Source organism: Pseudomonas sp. BB438 (assembly GCF_057180225.1).
The window spans coordinates 5,847,029-5,869,655 of the sequence record NZ_CM170001.1 but is presented as its reverse complement, the minus strand read 5'-3'; the positions used below and the strand labels follow the sequence as shown (position 1 = coordinate 5,869,655).

General features: G+C 66.6%; 18 protein-coding genes. 8 read left to right on the top strand and 10 right to left on the bottom strand.

The annotated features are described in order from the left end of the window. Positions 1 to 7: 7 nt before the first annotated feature. Both AC1ZV1_RS27110 and AC1ZV1_RS27105 read right to left on the bottom strand, forming a co-directional pair. Positions 8 to 544 carry a metal-dependent hydrolase gene (locus AC1ZV1_RS27110; protein WP_484294448.1) on the bottom strand — a complete coding sequence of 179 codons (537 nt, stop codon included), beginning with the start codon at positions 542 to 544 and terminating at the stop codon, positions 8 to 10. A gap of 50 nt (positions 545 to 594) precedes the next feature. Then, entirely contained in the window at positions 595 to 2,166 is a 1,572-nt protein-coding gene (locus AC1ZV1_RS27105) for an AhpA/YtjB family protein (RefSeq protein WP_484294447.1), read from the bottom strand. Positions 2,167 to 2,400: 234 nt separating this feature from the next. On the opposite strand from AC1ZV1_RS27105, the gene serB reads away from it, so the two are divergent. Next, the gene (serB, locus tag AC1ZV1_RS27100) at positions 2,401 to 3,612 is read left to right on the top strand and encodes a phosphoserine phosphatase SerB (protein ID WP_484294446.1); all 1,212 of its coding nucleotides are present in this window, start codon (positions 2,401 to 2,403) and stop codon (positions 3,610 to 3,612) included. A gap of 68 nt (positions 3,613 to 3,680) precedes the next feature. On the opposite strand, the gene AC1ZV1_RS27095 is transcribed toward serB, so the two are convergent. The 6 genes from AC1ZV1_RS27095 to AC1ZV1_RS27070 form a co-directional block, all read right to left on the bottom strand. Further along, entirely contained in the window at positions 3,681 to 5,753 is a 2,073-nt protein-coding gene (locus tag AC1ZV1_RS27095) for an EAL domain-containing protein (protein WP_484294445.1), read from the bottom strand. A 65-nt stretch (positions 5,754 to 5,818) separates the two neighbouring features. Then, positions 5,819 to 7,627: a molecular chaperone gene (locus tag AC1ZV1_RS27090; RefSeq protein ID WP_484294444.1), complete on the bottom strand. Its 1,809-nt coding sequence runs from the start codon at positions 7,625 to 7,627 to the stop codon at positions 5,819 to 5,821. 128 nt (positions 7,628 to 7,755) lie between these two features. Beyond that, complete coding sequence (locus AC1ZV1_RS27085; RefSeq protein WP_484294443.1) at positions 7,756 to 8,733, bottom strand: HPP family protein; 978 nt, start codon at positions 8,731 to 8,733, stop codon at positions 7,756 to 7,758. Between the two features lie 74 nt (positions 8,734 to 8,807). After that, the gene (gene asd / locus AC1ZV1_RS27080; RefSeq protein WP_484294442.1) at positions 8,808 to 9,677 is read right to left on the bottom strand and encodes an archaetidylserine decarboxylase; all 870 of its coding nucleotides are present in this window, start codon (positions 9,675 to 9,677) and stop codon (positions 8,808 to 8,810) included. Between the two features lie 3 nt (positions 9,678 to 9,680). Then, complete coding sequence (gene rhdA / locus AC1ZV1_RS27075) at positions 9,681 to 10,496, bottom strand: thiosulfate sulfurtransferase (protein ID WP_484294441.1); 816 nt, start codon at positions 10,494 to 10,496, stop codon at positions 9,681 to 9,683. 113 nt (positions 10,497 to 10,609) lie between these two features. After that, positions 10,610 to 12,133: an HDOD domain-containing protein gene (locus AC1ZV1_RS27070; RefSeq protein WP_484294440.1), complete on the bottom strand. Its 1,524-nt coding sequence runs from the start codon at positions 12,131 to 12,133 to the stop codon at positions 10,610 to 10,612. A gap of 121 nt (positions 12,134 to 12,254) precedes the next feature. Between AC1ZV1_RS27070 and motA the strand changes: the two genes are divergently transcribed. Together motA and motB are read left to right on the top strand one after the other, a co-directional pair. Then, positions 12,255 to 13,106, top strand: coding sequence for a flagellar motor stator protein MotA (gene motA, locus AC1ZV1_RS27065; protein WP_484294439.1), 852 nt, complete (start codon positions 12,255 to 12,257; stop codon positions 13,104 to 13,106). A gap of 15 nt (positions 13,107 to 13,121) precedes the next feature. Next, on the top strand, positions 13,122 to 14,201 hold the full coding sequence (motB, locus tag AC1ZV1_RS27060) for a flagellar motor protein MotB (RefSeq protein ID WP_484294438.1): 1,080 nt from the start codon (positions 13,122 to 13,124) through the stop codon (positions 14,199 to 14,201). Between the two features lie 162 nt (positions 14,202 to 14,363). Here motB and rsgA read toward each other — a convergent pair whose 3' ends face one another. Beyond that, positions 14,364 to 15,395 carry a small ribosomal subunit biogenesis GTPase RsgA gene (gene rsgA, locus AC1ZV1_RS27055; RefSeq protein WP_484294437.1) on the bottom strand — a complete coding sequence of 344 codons (1,032 nt, stop codon included), beginning with the start codon at positions 15,393 to 15,395 and terminating at the stop codon, positions 14,364 to 14,366. Positions 15,396 to 15,484: 89 nt separating this feature from the next. On the opposite strand from rsgA, the gene orn reads away from it, so the two are divergent. Continuing rightward, positions 15,485 to 16,027, top strand: coding sequence for an oligoribonuclease (orn, locus tag AC1ZV1_RS27050; protein ID WP_192434078.1), 543 nt, complete (start codon positions 15,485 to 15,487; stop codon positions 16,025 to 16,027). Positions 16,028 to 16,120: 93 nt separating this feature from the next. Here the strand turns inward: orn and queG are convergent, their stop codons facing one another. Next, positions 16,121 to 17,188, bottom strand: a complete 1,068-nt coding sequence (gene queG, locus AC1ZV1_RS27045; protein ID WP_484294436.1) for a tRNA epoxyqueuosine(34) reductase QueG — start codon at positions 17,186 to 17,188, stop codon at positions 16,121 to 16,123. Positions 17,189 to 17,292: 104 nt separating this feature from the next. Here queG and AC1ZV1_RS27040 point away from each other — a divergent pair, with 104 nt between their 5' ends. The 4 genes from AC1ZV1_RS27040 to mutL are packed head-to-tail and all read left to right on the top strand — an operon-like array spanning position 17,293 to position 22,577. Further along, the gene (locus AC1ZV1_RS27040) at positions 17,293 to 18,789 is read left to right on the top strand and encodes an NAD(P)H-hydrate dehydratase (protein WP_484294435.1); all 1,497 of its coding nucleotides are present in this window, start codon (positions 17,293 to 17,295) and stop codon (positions 18,787 to 18,789) included. Further along, positions 18,777 to 19,244 (top strand): tRNA (adenosine(37)-N6)-threonylcarbamoyltransferase complex ATPase subunit type 1 TsaE, encoded by a 468-nt coding sequence (gene tsaE / locus AC1ZV1_RS27035; protein WP_484294434.1) that lies wholly within the window; start codon positions 18,777 to 18,779, stop codon positions 19,242 to 19,244. The genes AC1ZV1_RS27040 and tsaE overlap by 13 nt, the downstream gene beginning before the upstream one ends. A gap of 7 nt (positions 19,245 to 19,251) precedes the next feature. Next, entirely contained in the window at positions 19,252 to 20,682 is a 1,431-nt protein-coding gene (amiB, locus tag AC1ZV1_RS27030) for an N-acetylmuramoyl-L-alanine amidase AmiB (protein WP_484294433.1), read from the top strand. Further along, complete coding sequence (mutL, locus tag AC1ZV1_RS27025; protein ID WP_484294432.1) at positions 20,679 to 22,577, top strand: DNA mismatch repair endonuclease MutL; 1,899 nt, start codon at positions 20,679 to 20,681, stop codon at positions 22,575 to 22,577. The genes amiB and mutL overlap by 4 nt, the downstream gene beginning before the upstream one ends. The last annotated feature ends 50 nt before the right edge of the window (positions 22,578 to 22,627 follow it).

The window sequence follows — 22,627 nt, the reverse complement described above, 5'->3', positions numbered from 1 at the left end:
CTGCGCGTCAGTCGTTGCGATCAAGCAGGCGGCGCAGGCCGATGCCGGCCAATGCCACGGCCAGGCAGGGTAGCCATACCCAGCGCGCCTCGGAGACCAGCACCTCCAGCCCTCGTGGGCTGAAGAAGCGTGACAGGCCGATCGGAGAGACCTCGATGGGGTGCAGCGGCAGGAAGTAGCGCTGATCGCTCCAGGGCCAGAACCAGGCAACCCCCAGGCCACCGTCGGTCATTGCATCCAGCACGCTATGCGAAGCGGTCGCCAGGCCTAGCCACAGTCCGGCCTTCAGCGGGCCGCTGCCCAGCAGGCGACAGCACAGCGCGCCGAGCAGGCCCATGCACGCGGCGAACAGCAGGGAGTGGCTGAACCCTCGATGACCGAAAGCGTCGTGGTAGGCGATGCCCAGCTTGAAGGCGACCACGTCGAGGTCGGGCAGGCAGGCGGCGATCATGCCGGCCAGCATCAGGCGTGGCGGGAGACAGCGCGAGCCAAGCGCCAGGCCTACGGCCAGCGCTGGCAGGGGGTGGGTGATGAGGGTGGTCATGGAATCCGTTCCACGAGGGGCCGGCTGGCCCCCTCTCTTTCTATTGGGGGTCAGGTGGTGCGCAGGGCGCGCATGCGCGAGAGCTGGCGCTCCAGCATCGACGGGTAGGGTTCCTTCAGCCATTCCACGCAGCAGGCGTTTTCCGGGCTGGCGATGGGGCGAATGCGTGCCCGTTCGCGGACCTTCTCGTCGTCGCCGATGGACTTCTCCACCAGCAGCAGGTTGCGGCTGTGCTGGCTGAGGGCCAGGGCGTCCTGGGCAGAGGCATCCTGCAGCAGCTCGGTCTGCTCCAGGTCGGCGACGTCCTCGCCGAGTACCAGGCCCAGTTGCAACTGCAATGTAATGCCGCTGTCGGCCACTTCGATCTGCAGGGCATGGCCCAGAGCGCGCATCAGCTCGCCGCAGCACAGTGCGTTGGTGAGGAACTCCTCATCCTGGTCACGGCTGTGGAAGAGGATCAGGCTGCCGCCGTCGCTGAGGGTGTAGAGCGTGCCCTTGTACAGGCGCGCGGCCTGTTCCAGGCAGTCGCGGTAGCGTTCCAGCAGGTCGACCAGGCGGGCACGCGGCAGACGGCGCAGTTGCTCCTGGGCGCCCAGCTGCACGGCCAGCACGGCGCTGGTGCCGGCGGAGATCGGCTCCGGCTCGGCTTCGGGTTCTTCCTCGACGCCGATCTCGTCTTCGACGTCGTCTTCCGCCACGGCTTCAAACTCTTCCTCGGGGAAGTCATCGTCGGCCTCGGCATCGACCTTGCGGCGTGCGGCGGGAGCGAGCAGTTCGTCGTCGGAGAAGATGTTCTCGTCGAACTCGTGTTCGTCAGCGGCACCGCTGGCTTCCAGCACCGGCTCCCTGGCAGCGGGCTTGCCGGCCTTGGCCGGCGCTTTCGGGCGCGGCGCGGGGGCGCTGACCACCGGCGCAGGAGCCGGCGGTTTCTCCGGAACCAGGCGCGATTGCAGCTGGCGCGCGAGGTCGCCGATCTCGTTCTGCAGGCCGGCGCCCGGGGCGGGATCATCCGGATCGCGGAGCCAGACACGAAGCTGTAACAGCGGTGTGGAAATCTGCCGGCCCAGGCGCAGGCCGAAGGTCAGGGTGAGCAGCAGCAGGATCAGGCTGATCAGGCCCATGCTCTGCAGGCTGACGGTCATCGGTTGCTCGAACTGGTGCATGTCGAGGCTGATGCGCAGGTGGCCGGCGATCACTTCCTGGAAGGTGATGGGTGTGGAGTACAGGCCTTCGGCGTCACCCAACAGGCCCTGCTTGGGGCGTGTGCCGGACTCGGCGAGGATGCGGTTGTCCACGCTGTAGATCGCCGCGTGGGCGACCAGTGGGTTCTTCGTCAGGTTGTTGAGCAGTACGTTGAGGCTGAGGATGTCGTTGGACACCAGCAGCTCAGTGGCCGACTGCGCGGTCTGCGTGGTCAGGCTCTGGCCGAGGGCATCGGCCTGCTGCTGCATGGCCTGCTTGAACTGCATGCCCATCACCCAGGCGTAGATCACCAGGGCAGCAGCCACCAGCAGCAGACTGTGGATGGCGATCCGCAAAGCGATCGGCACGCGGCGCTGGCGCAGGGCGTGGAAGAGCAGCAGGAAGAAATTGTCGGGCTTGACGGAGGTGGGCCGGGTCACAGCGGGCTCGGTCTTCTTTAGGGCAGATGCCGGGCAGTATAACGAGGCCCTACTGAGGGGCAAAGCGCCGCGGGTGCTGTCAAGGCGGCGAAAGTCGGCGCGTTGTATCGATCAGCCCTGCATTCCGATCGGCGGTGCCGCATCCTGAACAGGGGGCGGGCGGGTGAGCGGAGCATCCGTGGACAGTGAAAGCAGGTAGAATGACCGCCTTTTTTCCATGGCGGAGACAGCGCCTTGCGCGAGATCGTCCTGATCAATATCACCGGGGAAGACCGCCCCGGCCTCACCGCGGCCATTACCGGCGTCCTGGCGCAGGGTGGCGTGAACATCCTCGACATCGGCCAGGCGGTGATCCACGACACCCTGTCCTTCGGCATCCTGGTGGAAATCCCGGACAACGAGCAGGCTTCGTCGGTGCTCAAGGACGTGCTGTTCACGGCCTACAAGCTCGACCAGCAGGTGCGCTTCACGCCGGTGTCCGAAGACGATTACCGGCAGTGGGTCGGTGGCCAGGGCAAGCCTCGCCACATCGTCACCCTGCTGACGCGCCGGGTGAGCGCCGAACAGCTGCAGCGGGTCAGCTCGATCACTGCCAAGTACGGCCTGAACATCGACCAGATCGACCGCCTGTCCGGGCGTATGCCGCTGGACATGCCGGCTGACCAGGGCAAGGGCTGCATCGAGTTCTCCGTGCGCGGCGAGCCTGCCGATCCGGCGGCCCTGCGCGCCGAGTTCCTCAGCGTGGCCCAGGAGCTGAACGTCGATATCGCCTTCCAGCAGGACTCGGTGTTCCGTCGCAACCGTCGCCTGGCGGTGTTCGACATGGATTCGACGCTGATCGAGGCTGAGGTGATCGACGAGCTGGCCAAGGCGGCCGGGGTCGGCGAGCAGGTCTCCGAGATCACCGAGCGCGCCATGCGCGGCGAGCTGGATTTCCGTGCCAGCTTCAAGGAGCGCCTGGCGCTGCTGCAGGGGCTGTCCGAGGGTGTGCTGGAGGAGATCGGCGCCTCGCTGCGCCTGACCGAAGGCGCCGAGACCCTGTTCGCCGAGCTCAAGCGTCTGGGCTACAAGACCGCCATTCTTTCCGGCGGCTTCAGCTATTTCGCCAAGCAGCTGCAGGCGAAGCTCGGCATCGACTACGTGTTCGCCAATGAGCTGCAGATCGTCGACGGCAAGCTGACCGGTGTGGCCATCGAGCCGATCGTCGACGCCCAGCGCAAGGCTGACCTGCTGCGTGAACTGGCGGCGAAGGAAGGTCTGCAACTGGAACAGACCATCGCCGTGGGTGACGGCGCCAACGACCTGCCGATGCTGGGGCTGGCCGGTCTGGGCGTGGCGTTCCGCGCCAAGCCGCTGGTCAAGCAGTCGGCCAAGCAGGCGATCTCCACCCTGGGGCTGGACGGCATCCTGTACCTGCTCGGCTTCCGCGATCGCGAAGGCGCCTGACGAACGCTGATTCGTCGATGCAAAGAAAAAGCCGCCCTGTAGGGCGGCTTTTTTGTTGGCGGAGCCGATCACTCGTCCGAGGCGAAGTCGTAATCCATCGCCTGGCTCGGGCCCTGCAGGTAGCGGCCCTGGATGTAGTTGGCGCCGGCCTGCCACAGGGTGGCGAGGGCAGTGGCACTTTCCACCATGGGCACGATGGTCAGCTTGGCCTGGGCATGGAGGCTGGCCATCAGGGTCTTCAGGTTTTCCTGATTCTCCGGGACGTTCAGGTCCTGCACGTAAGAGCCATCGACCTTCACGAAGTCGACGTTCATGTGCTTGAGCGTATTGAACGGATTCAAGGCGCAGCCGAACTGGCACAGCGCGATCTGGCAGTGCAGCTCGGCGAGGCCGTGGCTCAGTGCCTTGGCCTGGCGCAGGTAGGCGATGGCGTCCGGTTCGCTGATCTGGATGATCAGTGCGTCGGCTGGCAGGCGCGAGGCCTTCAGCGCCACGCTCAGCCACGGCAGCAGTTCGGGGTCCTGCAGGCTGGGGCCGGACAGGTGCACGAAGAGCTTGGTCTCGTGGCCCTTGGCGCGGTGCTCGGAGAGCAGCTTGACGGAATTGAGCAGCACCCAGCGGTCGATCTTCTCGGCCAGGCCGCTGGCCTTTGCCGCGTTGAGGAAGTCTGCCGGCGGCACTTCCTCGCCTTGCGGATTGAGCAGGCGCAGCAGCACCTCGTAGTGTTCGTGGGTGTCGCCGCGCAGGCTGATGATCGGTTGGAACAGCAGGCGGAAGCTGTTCTGCTCCAGCGCCTGGCGAATGATGGCGGTGACATCGCCACGGTAGGCTGCGGCGGCCAGTTCATCGGCCGGGTTGAAGACCTTCAGGCCATTGCCGTCTTTCTGCGCGACTTCGTCGGCGCCGCGGTGGGCGCGTTCGATGACCTCCTGGGCGCGGGTGGTTTTCTCGTCCAGCCCAGCGGTGCCGATGGACAGGGTGACCTGTGCAGTGCGGCCATGGATGTCGAACAGGTGGGCTTCGATCTTCTTCAGCAGCGAAGTGAAGCGCGGCGTGGAATGTTCCGGTGTCTCCCCCGGCAGCAGCACGGCGAATACGTCGTCGCTCAGGCGCGCTAACTGGGCCGGCTCGGGGAACTGCCCGCGCAGCAGGTTGCCCAGGTCTGCCAGCAGCAGGTCGATGCTGGCGACGCCGAGGTCGAGCTGCAGGGCCTGGGCGCGGTCGAGCTGCATGTAGGCGAAGGTGGCCGGCTGGCCAGCGGTCACCGCGCGCTCCACGGCGCTGTCCATCAGGTCGAGGAAGTGGGCGCGGTTGTACAGGCCGGTCACCAGGTCCTGGCTACTGACCTCGCGGAGTTTTTCCTCTAGCTGGGCATTGTCGCTCTCGGCGCGGATCACCACCTGGATGCACGGCTCGCCGTCATAGGTGGCCGGCGAGAACGTCATGCGCGCGGCAAAGGCCTGGCCATCGCTGCGGATGCCGCTACAGGCCAGGTCGGCGTTGTCTTCGGTGGTCTGATAACCCTTGAGGAAGTCCTTGAAGTTGGCCTGGTCACTGCCGGCGATCAGGTCGATCATCGGCATGCCCTCCAGTTCTTCGGCGTCCTCGTAGCCAAACAGCCCGACGTAGGCGCGGTTGGCGTAGATGTGCATGCCATCGTGGACGTAAGTGATGGCATCCACCGAGCTGTCCAGCAACAACTGGCAGCGCTTTTCCGCTTCGCGCAGGGCGACTTCGGCAGAGCGGCGGGCGCGACGCTCCTCTAGGTTGGCCAGTTCGCGGTTGGCTACCAGGATCAGGCGCTCGTCCTCGCCTTGCGGCAGGGCGTCCTGGGCGCCGAGGGCCAGCGCCTCGGTCACGGCGTCGGAGTCGTTGCCGCTCACCAACTGGATGAAAGGGATGTCCTTGGCCTGGCGGCGGATGGCGCCCAGCGCTTCGCTCGGGTCCAGTGCCTCGGCTTCGGGGGCGGCGATCAGCAGGTCCCAGCCCTGGGGCAGGATTTCCGTCAGGTCTTCGCTGGAGGTAATGCGATGGACGCGGGTCGCGCGACCCGCATTGCGGAACAGGCTGACCAGGCGCTCGGCTTCATTCTGCGAGTCTTCCAGGATCAGCAGGCGGATAGTTTTCTTTTCATTGGCCATGAGGAAGGTTGCTTATACCGCGCTGGACGGCAGCAAAAAGGCGACGAAAGGGAAGTCTCCGGAATCTACAGAGACTTCCACAGCGAGTCAAAGTCTTCCTCCCCGCCAGCCCCGCGAGCGTTCGGGGCTGTGATGGGTTTATCGCTCGGTGTGCCGGCTGCATCCTGTGCCTGGTATTCGAACTGGGTGAAGCTGGCGGTGGCGGTGACCTTGCGTGTCAGGGTGGCACGGCGCTCGTCGCCATGCAGATTGAGCTGTACCCGGTTGCCTTCCTGGAAGGGCAGGCGCGGGGTGATGACAGTGGCTGGGCGGGAGATCGCGGCGATCTCCGGGAGCAGCAGGGCGCGCAGGTACTGGCTGCCCTGTTCGGTCTTGCGCAGCAGTTGCAGGCCGCAGGGCTGGGCAAGCGGGGCGATCAGTTCGATGCCCATCTGCGTGCCGCCGCCACGAACCTGGCGAATCCAGCGCACCACGGCGACGCTCCAGCTGTGCTCCGGAGTATCCTGGATGCCGAGCAGCTCGCCGGCCTGCAACTGGCTGGGAATGTCTTTTGGCCAGGTCAGGCAATAACCGCCAGGGCTGTGGTTGACGATGTTCAGGGTGAACACGGGGTAATCGTCGCGCGGGGACTCCGCCGCCAGGCCGAGGCCGGTATCGTCGGCGGAACGCGGCGCGGTGTATTCGATTTCCTCCAGCGGCATGCCGGGCTGCCAGTCGTTGACCTTCTGCGCGTCGAAGGCACTGGACCAGGCGTCCTTCACCTCGGTCTTGAAGGTCGGTACCTGCTCCTGCACCTGGATCTTCAGCACGTCGTTGAAGCTTCTGCGTCCGGCGAGGAAGTAGTGCAGGGCGCTCATGCCGATGCACAGGGTCAGTTGGCCCTGGCCGGGCGTGCGGTGGAAGGTGCGCTCGGCGATGTCCCCCCAGGCGGCGGCGAGGTGTTGCAGCAGGTCGACGCTGACGCCCTCGGGGACTTTCAGACGGGCCTGCGCGCGGTTCTCTGGTGGCAGCAGAAGGTACTCGCGGATCGCGTCCACCAGCGGTTGTGGGTCGATGCCCAGGGCGCCTCCGAGATCGCTTTCCTTGAACAGCGTACGGTAGCGCGGCGGGCCATCCACCTGCGGGACCACCACGAACAGGGTGGACGGGGCGTCGGCGGCCTGCACCTTGACCTGCGCCGCCCAGCCTTCGAGGACTTCGGCTACGCGGGCGATGTTGTTCTGGCGCATCTGGTTGCAGCGCGCGGAGCCGAGCATCAGCGCGACCAGGTAGGCGTGCTCCACTGACAGTCCCTGGGCCTGGCGTGCCAGCGCATCGCGTACCGGTGTGTGCTGCAGGCCGTGCTGACGAGCCAGCTGGTAAAGCTGGTGAAGTTCCAGCCAGAGGTTTTCCGGTACCGGGCAGTACAGCTGCGAGGCACGCACCAGTGGGCCGCAGAGACTGCGGATGGCGCGCTGGATGGCGGCGGTCATCACCTGGGCGCGTTCGCGGGTGAAGCGCGAGGCTTCGCGCACGACGATCAGCTTGTAGCCGATGGCCAGGTGGTTCTGCAGGGCCTGGCAGAGGTTGGCGACCTTGCGCGGACGCTCGTCCAGGACGATGGACTGATTGAGGAAGTGCCGTTCGAGGTTATGGCAGACGAAATGGACTTCCGGGCGGAACAGTTCCAGCAATTGCAGGCGCGTCTCGACCGGCAGCTTGAGCTGGTTGAGTTCGATCAGGCCCTGGTAGAGCTGGCGGGCTGTTTCCCCGAGGTTGGCCTTGGGCAGGTGATCCAGCCAGTTTTTCAGCTCACGCGTGTTGGCGTTGCAGAAGCTCAGGCTCTCGTGCGTCGGGGTGGGGACGCGTAGAAACTGCTGGGGACTGTTGTCCATGGTGGGAATGGTTTCTCCACAATCCGGCTCGTGGGGCGAGCCGGTTGGTCATAACGGTCGGCTTTTTCCGAACTCTAGCAGCATCCGTCGCCCACCGCAGCCCATCGCCCGGATGGTGCGCGGACAGGTCACGGCTGCGGCGTTTCGCCTTTGATCTGGCGTTGCAGGGCGTCCTTAGCCGAGTCCTGCGCATTGCTGCGCACCCAGCCGTCGCCCTGGGCGATCACCGGGTGCGCGGCCCAGTCGAGCAGGTCCTGGCGGCGGCAGACGCCGGTGTTGCCCTTGCCGGCGCCGGCAACCACCTTGTAGACCAATTGGTCCTGGCGACCGCGCTTGTCCGGGTGGTCGTCAATCACCTGGCGCACGGCCCAGGCGTCGCCGCTCAGGGCGTTGCTGTAGCTGGCGCCCAGCAGGATGTCGTCCGGTGCCAGGTGCTGCGCCTGGGCGTGCTCCTGGGCCAGTTGGAGGATCTTCAGCAGGTCGTCGAACTGCACGTCGATGAAGGAATCCATCTTGCGCAGCGCGTGATAGAGGTCTTCCGGAGACGGGCCGGTCGGCAGCTTCGGTGAGCCTGGCAGGCGCGCCAGCGGCGCGGGGTAGCGGCGCCAGGCGAACAGGCCGTTGAAGAGCACGGCGACGGCGAGGATCAGCACCACGTTGAGCAGCACCGGGCTGAGCACGTAGTGGAAGCCCAGCGCGGTCACGGCTGGGCCGCCGGAGACCGCGGCCAGCGCCGTCGCGCCGCCCGGAGGGTGGATGCAGCGCGCGTAGTGCATGACCAGGATGGCCGCGCCCACGGCAAGGGCGGGCGTGAAGGGCTGGTCCGCGAAGAGCTTCTGGCAGATCACTCCGACGATGGCCGAGAGCACCTGGCCGCCGAGCACCGCCCAGGGCTGCGACAGCGCGCCGTGGGGCACGGCGAACAGCAGCACGGCGCTGGCGCCCATCGAGGCCACGACCCAGACGGCCGCTTCGCCGGGCAAGACCCAGTGGGTGACGGCATAGATGGCGGCGATACCGCACAGCGCTCCGATTGCGGAGAGCCATTTTTCAAGATGGCTGGTGGCGTTGGCCCGCCAGCCCAGGAGATGCAGGAAAGGTTTCATGGCAGGGAATTGGCACGGTGAGGCAAAAGCGCTGGCGGGCGGCTCGTTGGCCACCCGCCTTATAAGAATGGGTGTCAGCCCTGGCGCGCGCCACCCAGGCGCTCGCCCATGCGCACGGCGCTGGTGGCGGCGAGGTTTTCCGCCCAGCTGACCTGCTCGGGGCCGAACAGCACGATGGCGGTGGAGCCCAGTTTGAAGCGGCCCAGTTCGGCGCCTTTCTCCAGGTGGATCGGCGCACGGGCGGCTTCGTCGTAGGAGAAGGACTTCAGCTCGCGCTTGGGCGGCGTGACCAGGCCGGCCCAGACGGTTTCGATGGAGGCAACGATCATCGCTCCTACCAGAACCACCGCCATCGGGCCGCGCTCGGTGTCGAAGATGCACACCACGCGTTCGTTGCGGGCGAAGAGTTCCGGCACCTGCTCGGCGGTCAGTTGGTTCACCGAGAACAGGCGACCCGGCACGTAGACCATCTCGCGCAGGGTGCCGGCCAGCGGCATGTGCACACGGTGGTAGTCCTTGGGCGACAGGTAGACAGTGGCGAACTCGCCGCCCATGAAGGGCGCGGCGCGCTCGGCATCGCCGCCCAGCAGTTCCATCAGGCTGTAGCTGTGGCCCTTGGCCTGGAACACGCGGCCGTGCTCGATCGGGCCGAGCTGGCTGATGGCGCCGTCGGCGGGGCAGAGGACCGCGCCTTCGGTTTCGTCCAGCGGGCGCGCACCGTCTTTCAGGGCGCGGGTGAAGAAGGCGTTGAAATGCTCATAGGCGCTCAGGTCCTCGACCTGGGCTTCGCGCATGTCCACCCGGTAGCGGCGGGCGAACCAGGGGATCAGGCGGTCCTTGAACCAGGGCGCACGGCATTCTGCGGCGCAGCCGATCAGGCGCGACAGCAGGTGATGCGGCAGCAGGTACTGGGCGAGGATGAACAGACGATCTTTGAACGACATTCCTTAAACCTCTACGGGGGTGTCGGGATGGTTGCCCCATTCCGACCAGGAACCGGCATAGCCCTTGACCCGCGGATAGCCGAGGGCCTTGGCCACCAGATAGGTGAAGCCGGAGCGGTGGTGGGTCTGGCAGTGGGTGATCACTTCCTTGTCCGGGGTGATGCCCAGGTCCTTGAGGATCTGCGGCATATCGGTACGGATGCGCAAGGCGCGGGCCGGGTCCATGCCGGCGGTCCATTCGAAATTGACGGCGCCGGGCACGTGGCCGGCCTTGGCGGCGAGGACTTTCTGGCCGCTGTATTCGCTGGGATTGCGAGCATCCCAGACGGCCAGGTCGGCGGCGCCCAGGCGGCTCTGCAGGTATTCGCGGGTGGCGGTGGGTCCGTCGTGCAGGGTCAACGGCAGCGGGCCGCCGGCGGGCGCGGGGATGTCTTCGCTCAGCGGCAGGCCGTCGGCGAGCCAGGCGTGCAGGCCGCCGTCGACGTAGTGGTACTTGCCGTGGCCGATCACGTCCAGCAGCCAGATGAAGCGGCCGGCCCAGCCGCCGCCTTCGTCGTCGTAGACCACGTAGACGGCATCGGGGGTGTGGCCAAGTTCGCCGAACAGCGCTTCCAGGTCGGCCTTGGCTGGCAGCAGGCCCGGCGCCGGCGTGCCGCCCAGCTGGGTGCGCGCGGGGGCGACGAAGCGGGCGCCGGGGATGTGGCCTTCGGCGTAGCGTGCAGCGCTGGTCAGGTCGACCAGGATCAGTTCGGGGGCATCGAGGCGGCTGGCGAGGTCAGCCGGTTCGATCACCAGGGGCAGGGCGGAGAAGGCGGACATGTCGGAGTCTCCCGGCGAGAGCAGTGGGGGAGGCAACGTGAGCTCGCGCCCTGGGCTACCCCGTGAGGGCGATTAGTTTAAAGGGGACGCGGCGGGGCGCAAACCTTTCCGGATCAGGCGCCCCGCGCCATCTGCTTCACCGCGTGCTCGATGCATTGCACGGTGCGGCCGAAGGCCTGGGCGTGCAGGTCCGCCAGGGGCTGGCCGTGGCGGTCGCAGACCACCAGCATGACCACCCGCGCGCCGTTGCCCAGCGAGCGCAGCAGCAGGTGTTCGCTGGGGAGCAGCGCTTTCAGCGCGCCGGGAATCAGTGCCGAGAATTCCGCCATGTTGGCCGGACTCAGGCGCAATTGACCGGGTTGTTGCAGGAGTTTACGCAGCACTGGGCTCGCGGCGACTTCCAGCTTGAAGTCGCCGATCTCGCCGTCCAGGCCGAAGTGCCGCCGTGCCTGCAGCCAACTGCCGCCCTTGTCGGTCAGCAGGATGAGGCCGCGTTGCAGTCCGCAGGCCTGCAGGGCGGCGCTGGCACAGTCGAGCAGTTGCACGGCGTTGCCGAATGGACTGGGCGTCTGCATCAGGCGGGTGCAGTGCTGGCGCCATTCCGCCAGTGTGTCCGGTGCCTTGGCCGGCTCCTCGGCCCTCGGGCCGTTCAGCCAGCGGCGCGCATCCCAGGGCCAGAGCAGCGCTTCGGCCGGGTGCCAGAGCAGCGGGCGCGCGTGGCGGCGAGCGCTCTGTGCGGCGAGGCCGTGGACGGTCTGCTGCAATTCCTCCAGTGGCATCTGCAGGTAAAGGCTCGTCAATCGCTGCCAGCGCAGCATGTGCACGCCCCCCCAGGACTGGTGCGCGGCCATGGCCAGGCTGTTGGCGAGCAGGATGGTGTTCGCCGGGCGAGTCAGCCAGCGTTGCAGTTCCGGGTCGGCGTCCAGAAGCTGCTGCTGGCCCAGCGGCTCGTGTTCGGTATGGGCAACGTGGAGGGCGCGCACCAGCAGCCGCTTGTCGTCGCTGAGCAGGGTGTAGCCCTGGCCGACCCAGTCGGGCAGCCGCCATTGTTCGGCCAGCGCTCGGCACAGCGGTAGCAGGCGAGTGCCGAGCAATTCTTCTTCGACTTCGCTGCTGCAGCGGCCCAGGCCGTAGACCTGGCGCTGCCAGGCTTCGATCAGTTCCGGCCTGGCCGTGGCCAGCGCCCACAGCGGCGCCAGGGTGAACAGGCTGCCCCAGTGGATTTCCTGCCAGAGCCGCGCCAGGCGGTTGGCGAACAGGCCGCTGGCCTGCTGCATGGCATGGCGGCTGATCAGCAGCAGTTGGCTCAGCGCGCGCGGCATCTGTGCCTCGGGGATGGCCGGCAGGCGCTCGAGTAACTGGGTGGCGCGGGCCAGACCCAGGCGGTTGAGGGCGACTTCCAGGCTTTCCGCCGGGTTGTCCCGTGCGCTCTGCGCGCGGTTGGCTTCGCGCAGGATGGCGAACGCCAGTGTCGGTGCGTCCTGCAGGAGTTCGGAAATGTCCCGGATCGAGCGCCGGCTGTCGTTCAGCGCCCGGCGAATGTCATCGCGCTGTTCCAGCGGAACGGGCAAAGGCAGATCGTCCAGCTGGTTGAGCCAGGCCTTGAGACGCTCTGGATGAAGCACTTGCTTGGACATGCGTGAGGCGCCGAACTGGTTTTTAGTGTTTTCGGCCTATAGTCTTGCCCGAAATCTCCGATAACAACAGGGAGGCGGGATTCGTGCCTCTCAATTTGTCCACAGTTTCAGTCCGGTCCTCATGGCAAAAATCATCGGCATCATCGTCATCCTCGGCAGTGTCATCGGGGGCTTCATGCTCTCCGGCGGCAAGATCGCGGCCATCATCCAGCCGTTCGAAGTGCTGATCATCGGCGGCGCCGCGCTCGGTGCGTTCCTCCAGGCCAACCCCGGCAGCACCTTCATGACCGTGCTGAAGAAGGCGCCGAAAATGTTCGGCAACCGTTTCACCCACACCTTCTATCTGGAAGTACTGGGCATGCTCTACGAGGTGCTCAACAAGAGCCGCCGCGAAGGCATGATGGCCATCGAGGCCGACGTCGAGGATCCGGCTGCCAGCCCGATCTTCAGCAAGTACCCGGCGGTGCTCAAGGACGAACGCATGACGGCGTACGTCTGCGACTACCTGCGCATCATGTCCTCCGGCAACATGGCGCCCCACGAACTGGAAGGTCTGTTCGACATGGAGCTGGGCAGCCTGAAGGAAGAGCTCGAACACCCGTCCCACGCCGTGACCCGCGTCGCCGACGGCTTGCCGGGCTTCGGTATCGTCGCCGCGGTACTGGGTATCGTGATCACCATGTCCCTGCTCGGCCAGGGCAGCCAGGCCGAGATCGGCCACCACGTCGCCGCGGCGCTGGTGGGTACCTTCCTCGGTATTCTCGCCGCCTACGGTTTCGTCGGCCCGCTGGCCAACGCCCTGGAGCACGACGCCAAGGAAGAGCTGAACCTGTACGAGTCGATCAAGGCCTGTCTGGTGGCGTCCGCCTCCGGCATGCCGCCGTCGCTGGCTGTCGAGTTCGGCCGCAAGGTATTGCTGCCGGCGCACCGCCCGAGCTTCAGCGAGTTGGAGCAGGCCGTTCGCGGTCGCTGATAGGTCGTCTGACGCATGGATAACAATCAGCCGATCATCGTCAAGCGCGTCAAGCGCTATGCCGCCGGCCATCATGGCGGTGGCTGGAAGATCGCCTTCGCCGACTTCGCTACCGCCATGATGGCGTTCTTCCTCGTGCTCTGGCTGCTGTCGTCGGCCACGCCCGAGCAGAAGAAGGCCATCTCCGGCTACTTCCAGGACCCCATCGGTTTCACCGAGAGCGCCAGCCCCTACGTCATCGACCTGGGCGGCACGCCGACGCCGGCGCCGGACAAGACCCTGAACCCGCAGATTCAGGCCCAGCCGGATGCCGATGAAACGCGCATCAACCCGGACGAGAACGCCAAGATCAACGAGCAGCAGGCCCAGGACGTCGCCGAGCAGATGGAGAAGGAGCGCCTGGAGCTGCTGTTGCAGGAGCTGCAGAACAAGGTCGACGAGAATCCGACCCTGAAGCGCTTCAAGGATCAGATCCTCTTCGAGATCACCCAGGACGGTCTGCGTATCCAGATCGTCGACTCGGACAACCGGCCGATGTTCGACCTGGGCAGTGCGCGCCTGCAGCCGTACTTCGAGGACATCCTGCTGGCGCTGGCCGAGACCATCCAGCAGGTGCCGAACAAGATCAGCATCAGTGGCCACACCGACGCCAAGCCCTACGCTGGCAATGGCGACTTCGGCAACTGGGAACTCTCGGCGAACCGCGCCAACGCGGCGCGTCGCACGCTGGAAGCCGGCGGCTACCCGGAAGACCAGATTGCCCGCGTGGTGGGCTACGCCTCGTCCGCGTTGTTCGACCGCGACAAGCCGCTCAACCCGGTGAACCGCCGCATCGACATCATCGTCCTGACCAAGAAGGCCCAGCGCGCCATCGAGGGGCAGGATGGCGGCGCCGACAAGCCTGCCGCTGGCGCGGCTCCTGCTGAGCCAGGGGCGCCGGGGGGCGCAGCCGCGCCGGTTGCTCCGGGTGTCGCCCCTGCCAGGCCGGCGAATGGGCAGGGCGACCCGCTGCCGGCCGACCAGCTCAAACAGAAGCTCAACCTGTTCGACGACGGCGGCACGCTGAAGCTCGATGAGCTGAACAAACAGCAGTGACACACGCTAAAGGCCAACTGATCAGCTGGCCTTTGTCATGCAGGGCGGATAAGGGGGACTGCTGTATCCGCCAGTTCATCGCTCACGCCGGCGGCGGATAACGCCAGAGACGTCATGCGTCCTGCTGGGATGTGCGCGCAGCGGACTTTTTGCAGGAGCGGGCTAGTACTCGTCTTCCGGCAGGCTGGCGAGGATGTGCCGGTAGCTGGCCATCCGCTGCGGCGAGATACGCCCGTCCTCCAGCGCCTTGAGCAGTGCGCAGCCTGGTTCGCGGTCGTGCTTGCAGTCGCGGAAGCGGCAGTGACCGAGCAGGTCGTGGAATTCGATGAAGCCCGCTTCCACGTCATCGCGGCTGACATGACCGAGGCCGAATTCGCGGATGCCGGGGGAGTCGATCAGGTCGCCGCCAGCGGGGAAGTGGAACAGCCGCGCGGTGGTGGTGGTGTGGGTGCCCTTGCCGGTGACTTCCGAGAGGTCGCCGACGCGGGTGTCGACGCCCGGCAGCAGGGCGTTCACCAGCGACGACTTGCCCACGCCCGACTGGCCGACGAACACGCTGACGTGCTCGTTCAGCGCGGCACGCAGGGCGTCCAGCGCCAGGCCGTTGGCGGCCGAGACCTCCAGCAGCGGGTAGCCCAGTTCGCGGTAGGTGTTCAGCAGCGCGTCGAGGAATGGGGCATTCTCTTCGTCGATCAGGTCGGCCTTGTTCAGCAGCAGCAACGGCTTGATGCCGGCGTGCTCGGCGGCTACCAGGTAGCGGTCGATCAGGTTGGCGTGGGGCTCCGGGCGAGGTGCGAAGACGATCACGATGCGGTCGACGTTGGCCGCCACCGGCTTGAGCACGCCGCGCATGTCCGGGCGGCGTAGCTCGGAAGTTCGCGGCAATTGCGCGACGATCACGCCAATACCCTGGTTGCCGGGGCGCCAGACCACCTGGTCGCCAGTGACCAGCGGCGGCAGGTTGGCGCGCAGGTGGCAGCGGAAAACCTGGCCGGCGGCATCGCCTTCCTGGCCCTCGACTTCCACCTGCACACCGAAGTGCGCGATCACCTGGCCGGTCTGTTCCGGGCCGAGGTCGCCGCCTTCCAGTTCTTCCAGGGCGCGCGACTCGCGCTTCGCCGCGCGGGCAGCACGTTCTTCCTGGACTTTTTCGATCCGCCAGCTCTGCCGGCGGGTGAGGTGACGCTTGGCCATAGGGTATCCACAGGGAAAATCGCGGCGGAGTTTAGCATGCGGTGGCGTGCTTCCCGCTAAACTAGAGGGCTGAGCTGAGGAGCCCCATCATGCAGAACCCGCAGAACCTGATCTGGATCGACCTGGAAATGACCGGGCTGGACCCGGACAAGGACGTCATCATCGAGATGGCGACCATCGTCACCGACAGTGACCTGAACATCCTCGAGGAAGGCCCGGTGATCGCCGTGCACCAGAGCGAGGCGCTGCTCGCCGGCATGGACGAGTGGAACACCCGCCAGCACGGCCAGTCCGGCCTGACCCAGCGTGTGCGTGAAAGTACCATCTCGGCTGCCGAAGCCGAGGCGATGACCATCGCCTTCCTGGAGAAGTGGGTGCCCAAGCGCAGCTCGCCGATCTGCGGCAACAGCATCTGCCAGGACCGCCGCTTCCTCTACCGCCACATGCCGAAGCTGGAAGGCTACTTCCACTACCGCAACCTGGACGTCTCGACCCTCAAGGAGCTGGCCGCGCGCTGGGCGCCGTCGGTGCGTGACGGCTTCAAGAAGGGCAATACCCACCTGGCCCTGGACGACATTCGCGAGTCCATCGCCGAACTGCGCTACTACCGCGAGCATTTCATCAAGGTGTAGGCGGCGCGCTTCTGCTCTTGCAGGAGCGAGCTTGCTCGCGAAAAAAACCTGTTGCGGGGCTGTTCGCGAGCACGCTCGCTCCTACGAAAAGCTTCAGATTTCGGCGTTGTGGCGCGCCAGCGCCCACTCCACATGCTCGCGCACCAGTTCCGACGGGAACTCCCGCCGCGCGCGCAGCGCCTCGATCACCGGGATGGTTGACGGCGCATTGCCCAGCCCCACGGCGAGGTTGCGCAGCCAGCGTTCGTAGCCGGCGCGCCGCAGTGGCGAGCCTTCGGTGCGGCTGAGGAACTCGTCTTCCGTCCACAGGAACAGTTCTGCCAGCGCGGCGTTGTCGAGGCTATGGCGCGGCTGGAAGTCGCCCTGGTCGGTAGCGCGGGCGAAGCGATTCCACGGGCAGACCATCTGGCAGTCGTCGCAGCCGAATACCCGGTTGCCGATCAGCGGACGCAGGTCTTGGGGAATCGAGCCTTTCAGCTCGATGGTCAGGTAGGAAATGCAGCGCCGCGCATCCAGCACATAGGGCGCCACGAAGGCGGCCGTCGGGCAGATGTCCAGGCAGGCCGAGCAGCGGCCACAGTGCTCCGTGCCGTGCGGTGCATCCACCGGCAGCGGCAGGTCGGTGAACAGTTCGCCGAGGAAGAAATAGCTGCCGGCCTTGCGGTTGAGCACTAGGGTGTTCTTGCCGATCCAGCCCAGGCCCGACTGCTCGGCGATGGCCTTCTCCAGCACCGGCGCGCTGTCGACGAAGGCGCGGAAGCCGAACGGCCCGACCCGCTGCTGGATACGTTCGGCCAGTTGTTGCAGGCGCTTGCGGATCAGCTTGTGGTAGTCGCGGCCCAGGGCGTAGCGCGAGACATAGGCCTTCTCGGCATCGCCCAGCACTTGCGCCATGCGGGTGTCGCCGGGCAGGTAATCCATGCGCAGCGAGATTACCCGCAAGGTGCCGGGTACCAGTTCGTCCGGTCGCCAGCGCTTGCTGCCGTGGGCGCCCATGTACTCCATCTCGCCATGGTAGCCGGCGTCCAGCCAGCGCTGCAGGTGCTCGCCGTGGGCTTCGAGGTCGAGCCCGCTGATGCCGACTTGCTGGAAGCCGAGTTCGCGCCCCCAGGCCTTGATGGAGAGGGCGAGGTCGGCATAGTCGAGTGTGGAATCGTGCATGGAAGGCGAGAAAGCGAAGTCCGGGTGCGTATAATTCTGCCAGACCTTGCCGGCGTCGGCCCGTCCGCACGCCAAGGCGACACATTCTGCCGCCCGGAGTCGCGATGACTGCCCACCACGAACTGCCCCTGAACCTCTATAGCGCCCAGCAAGTGCGCGACCTCGACGCACGCCTGATCGCCGCCGGCACGCCCGGCTTCGAGCTGATGCGCCGTGCTGCCCATGCCGCCTGGCGAGCCCTGCGCCGGCAGTGGCCGGATGCGGGCGAGATCACCGTGCTGGCCGGTCACGGCAACAACGCAGGTGACGGTTACCTGATCGCCGCTCTGGCCTTGCGTGCCGGCTGGCGCGTGCGCGTGCTGGCGGTGGGCGATGCCTCCCGCCTGTCCGGCGATGCCGCCTCGGCTCATGGCGAGGCACGCTCCGTCGGCGTGGATATCGAAGCCTGGAGCGAGCGCGCCGAACTGCGCGGCGTGCTGGTCGATGCGCTGCTGGGCACCGGCCTGGGTGGCGAGGTGCGTGAGCCTTGCGCCTCGGCCATCGCCTCGATCAATGCCAGCGGCCTGCCGGTCCTGGCCGTGGATATCCCTTCCGGTCTCAGTGCCGATACCGGGCACGTGCTGGGCTGTGCGGTGAAAGCCGATCTGACCGTGACCTTCATCGGCCTCAAGCTCGGCCTGTTCACCGGCAATGGCCCCGATCAGTGCGGCGAGCTGGTGTTCGACGGGCTCGATGCCGACCCTGCACTGCTTCTCGAACATGGCGTGGCGCGCCGCCTCGCTCCGGCATCGCTGGCTCGCCTGGCTGTACGGCCGAAGGCGGCGCACAAGGGCTTGTTCGGCCACACGCTGGTGATCGGCGGCGATACCGGCATGGGCGGCGCCGTGCTGCTGGCCGCCGAGAGCGCACTGCGCTGTGGCGCCGGGCTGGTTTCCCTGGCGACCCGTGCCGCCCACGTAGCCGCTGCGCTGGCTCGCCGACCTGAGCTGATGGCGCGCGGTGTCTCCTCGTCCGCCGAGCTGCTGCGCCTGGCCGAGCGCGCCGACGTGCTGGTGGTCGGCCCCGGTGTCGGCCGTGAAGCCTGGGGGCGTGTGCTGGTCAGCGCCGCCGCGAGCCTGCAACGTCGACAGGTGTGGGACGCTGATGCGCTGAATCTGCTGGCCGAAGGTCGGGTGACGCGTCCGTCCGGCGGTTGGGTGATCACGCCCCATCCCGCCGAGGCGGCGCGCCTGCTGGGTATTTCCACCGCCGAGGTCCAGACGGACCGGCCGAAAGCGGCCCACGCGCTGGCGCAGCGTTATCAGGCGGTGGTCGTGCTCAAGGGCGTCGGTAGCCTGATCGCCGCCCCGGATGGCCGACTCGCGCTGTGCAACCACGGGCATCCAGCCATGGCGGGCGCCGGGCTGGGCGATGTGCTATCCGGCATCCTCGGCGCGTTGCTGGCGCAGGGGCTGTCTGATTTCGATGCCGCGTGCCTGGCGGTCTGGCTGCACGCACGCGCCGGCGAGTCGCTTGGTGCGCAAGGTCGTGGCCTGGCTGCCGCTGATCTGATTCCCGCCGTTCGTCAGCTGCTCGAGGAGTTGTCCCCATGCCTGAACTGAATCTGTTCGCCGATGGCGAAGAGGCCATGGTCGATCTCGGTCGCCGGGTTGCCGATGCGACCGGCGGGCACGGCGTAATTTACCTGCATGGGGACCTGGGGGCGGGCAAGACCACGCTGTCGCGCGGCATCCTGCGGGGATTGGGCCATGGCGGATCGGTGAAAAGCCCGACCTTCACCCTGGTCGAGCCCTACGAAATCGGCGATCTGCGCGCCTTCCACTTTGACCTCTACCGGCTCGCCGATCCGGAGGAGCTGGAGTTCCTCGGCATCCGCGATTACTTCGAGGGCGACGCGTTGTGCCTGATCGAGTGGGCGGAGCGGGGCAAAGGCATTTTGCCAAAGGCCGACATGGACATTACCATTGTTCCGCATGCGGGCGGACGCATGCTGCGCCTCGACCCGCACGGAACACGGGGCGAAGCCTGGTGTGCCGCCCTGGCCACGGGAGCATAGAAAAAAGATGGGTTGGGGGTTGCGCCTTCGGGCGTTGTTTATCGGGGTGTCCGTTCTGCTGGCATTCTTTGTCGGCGAGGTTTCTGCCGCCACGCAAATCAAGAGCGTGCGCATCTGGCGCGCGCCGGACAACACACGCCTGGTGTTCGATCTGTCCGGCCCCGTGCAGCACAGTCTGTTCACCCTGAGTGCGCCCAACCGCATCGTCGTCGACATCAACGGCGCGCAGATGTCCGCCGCCCTCGACAAGCTCAAGCTCGGCAATACCCCGATCACCGCGATGCGCTCTGCTCAGCGCTCGCCGACCGACCTGCGCCTGGTGCTGGACCTGAAAAATGCGGTCACGCCCAAGAGCTTCGTGCTGCCGCCGAACCAGCAGTACGGCAACCGCCTGGTCGTCGATCTCTATGACCAGGGTGCCGATATCGCTCCGGATGTCCCCGCGACCCCGACCCCCAGCGTGCCCGCCACGCCGGTCAGCCCCGCGCAGTCGGTCACCAAGATTCCTGCGCCCAGCACGGGAGGCAAGCGCGACATCGTGATCGCCATCGACGCCGGCCACGGCGGCGAAGACCCTGGCGCGCTCGGCCCGAACGGCCTGCATGAGAAGAACATCACCCTGTCGATTGCTCGCGAACTTCAGCGCCAGATCAACCAGATGAAAGGCTTCCGCGCCGAACTGACGCGGACCGGCGACTACTTCATCCCGCTGCGCAACCGCACCGTGATCGCCCGCAAGAAGGGCGCGGACCTGTTCGTCTCCATCCATGCGGACGCCGCGCCCAGCCGTAGCGCGTTCGGTGCTTCGGTGTTCGCGCTGTCCGATCGCGGGGCTACCTCCGAGACCGCGCGCTGGCTGGCTGACACGGAGAACCGTTCCGACCTCATCGGCGGTGACGGCGGCGTGAACCTCGACGACAAGGACAAGATGCTCGCCGGCGTGCTGCTCGATCTGTCGATGACCGCCACCATGTCCTCCAGCCTGGACGTCGGCCACAAGGTGCTGACCAGCGTCGGCCGCGTTACCCCGCTGCACAAGCGCCGTGTGGAACAGGCCGGTTTCATGGTGCTGAAGTCCCCGGACATTCCGTCGATCCTGGTGGAAACCGGCTTCATCTCCAACCCGAACGAATCCGCCAAGCTGGCCAGCGGCTCGCACCAGCAGGCGCTGGCGCGTTCCATCGCCAGTGGCGTTCGCCAGTACTTCGTGCAGACGCCGCCACCGGGCACCTACATTGCCTCGCTGCGTGACGGTGGCCAGTTGGCATCCGGGCCGCGAGAGTATGTCGTGCGCAGTGGTGACAGCCTGGCGATGGTGGCCAGCCGCTTTGACGTCAGCACCGCCTCGATCCGCAGCGCCAACTCGCTCAAGAGCGACGAGCTGAAGATCGGTCAGGTGCTGAAGATTCCGGGCACCTCCCTGGCGTCTCAACAATGACTGACGCTCGCCGTATCCAGCTGCTGACTCCGCGGCTGGCGAACCAGATCGCTGCCGGCGAAGTGGTCGAGCGACCTGCATCGGTCATCAAGGAACTGCTGGAAAACTGCCTGGACGCCGGTGCCAAGCGCATCGACATCGAGGTCGAGCAGGGCGGCGTCAAGCTGCTGCGCGTGCGTGACGATGGCAGCGGCATTCCGGCAGACGACCTGCCGCTGGCCCTGGCGCGCCACGCCACCAGCAAGATCCGAGAGCTGGAAGACCTGGAACGCGTGATGAGCCTGGGCTTCCGTGGCGAAGCGCTGGCCTCGATCAGCTCCGTCTCGCGCCTGACTCTGACCTCGCGCACTGCCGACGCCGACCAGGCCTGGCAGGTGGAAGTCGAAGGCCGCGACATGGAATCCACCGTGAAGCCGGCGGCTCATCCGGTGGGCACCAGCATCGAAGTGCGCGACCTGTTCTTCAACACCCCGGCGCGCCGCAAGTTCCTGCGTGCCGAGAAGACCGAATTCGATCACCTGCAGGAAGTCATCAAGCGTCTGGCGCTGGCCCGCTTCGACGTGGCGTTCCACCTGCGCCACAACGGCAAGACCATCCTCTCGCTGCATGAGGCGAAGGACGAAGCCTCCCGCGCCCGCCGCGTGGGCGCCGTGTGCAGCTCCGGCTTCCTCGAGCAGGCAATGCCCATCGAGGTGGAGCGCAATGGCCTGCATCTGTGGGGCTGGGTTGGCCTGCCGACCTTCTCCCGCAGTCAGCCGGACCTGCAGTACTTCTATGTCAACGGCCGGATGGTGCGCGACAAGCTGGTCGCCCACGCAGTGCGCCAGGCCTACCGCGACGTGCTGTACAACGGCCGTCATCCGACCTTCGTGCTGTTCTTCGAGGTCGATCCGTCAGTGGTGGACGTCAACGTCCATCCGACCAAGCATGAAGTGCGCTTCCGTGACAGCCGCATGGTCCACGACTTCCTTTATGGCACCTTGCACCGGGCGCTGGCGGAAGTGCGCCCGGATGACCAGTTGGCGCCGCCGGGGGCAACCACCCTGACCGTGCCGCGCCCGACCGGCCCGGAAGCCGGTGAGTTCGGTCCGCAGGGCGAGATGCGCCTGTCCGAGACTGTGCTGGAGGCTCCGGTCGCCGCCCGCGCCTGGCAGCCGAGCCCGCCTTCCGGCGGTGCCGGTGGTGGCTATAGCTACCAGCCGACCCGCCCGGAGATGCCGCCGATCCAGGAGGCCCAGGGCGCCTACAAGGCCTATTTCGCCCCACTGCCCGATCAGGCGCCCCAGGCGCTCCCGGAAAGCAGCCAGGACGTGCCGCCGCTGGGCTATGCCCTGGCGCAACTCAAGGGGATCTACATCCTTTCGGAGAACGCCCATGGCCTGGTGCTGGTGGATATGCACGCCGCCCACGAGCGCATCATGTACGAGCGCCTGAAGACCGCCATGGCCAGTGAAGGCCTGCGTGGCCAGCCGCTGCTTGTACCCGAATCCATCGCTGTCAGCGAGCGCGAGGCGGACTGCGCGGAAGAGCATGGGGCCTGGTTCTCCCGGCTCGGCTTCGAGCTGCAGCGGCTCGGCCCGGAAACCCTGGCGATCCGTCAGATTCCCGCGCTGCTCAAGCAGGCCGAGGCCACCCAGCTGGTGCGTGATGTGCTCGCCGACCTGCTGGAATATGGCACCAGCGACCGCATCCAGGCGCATCTCAACGAGCTGCTCGGCACCATGGCCTGCCACGGCGCCGTGCGTGCCAACCGCCGCCTGACGCTGCCGGAGATGAACGGCCTTCTGCGCGACATGGAAGTGACCGAACGCAGCGGCCAGTGCAACCATGGTCGGCCGACCTGGACCCAACTGGGACTCGACGAACTGGACAAGTTGTTCCTGCGCGGGCGCTGATTTTTCGTAAGCTTGCGTTCAGAAAAGTGCAGTAAACTGCGCTCCAATTG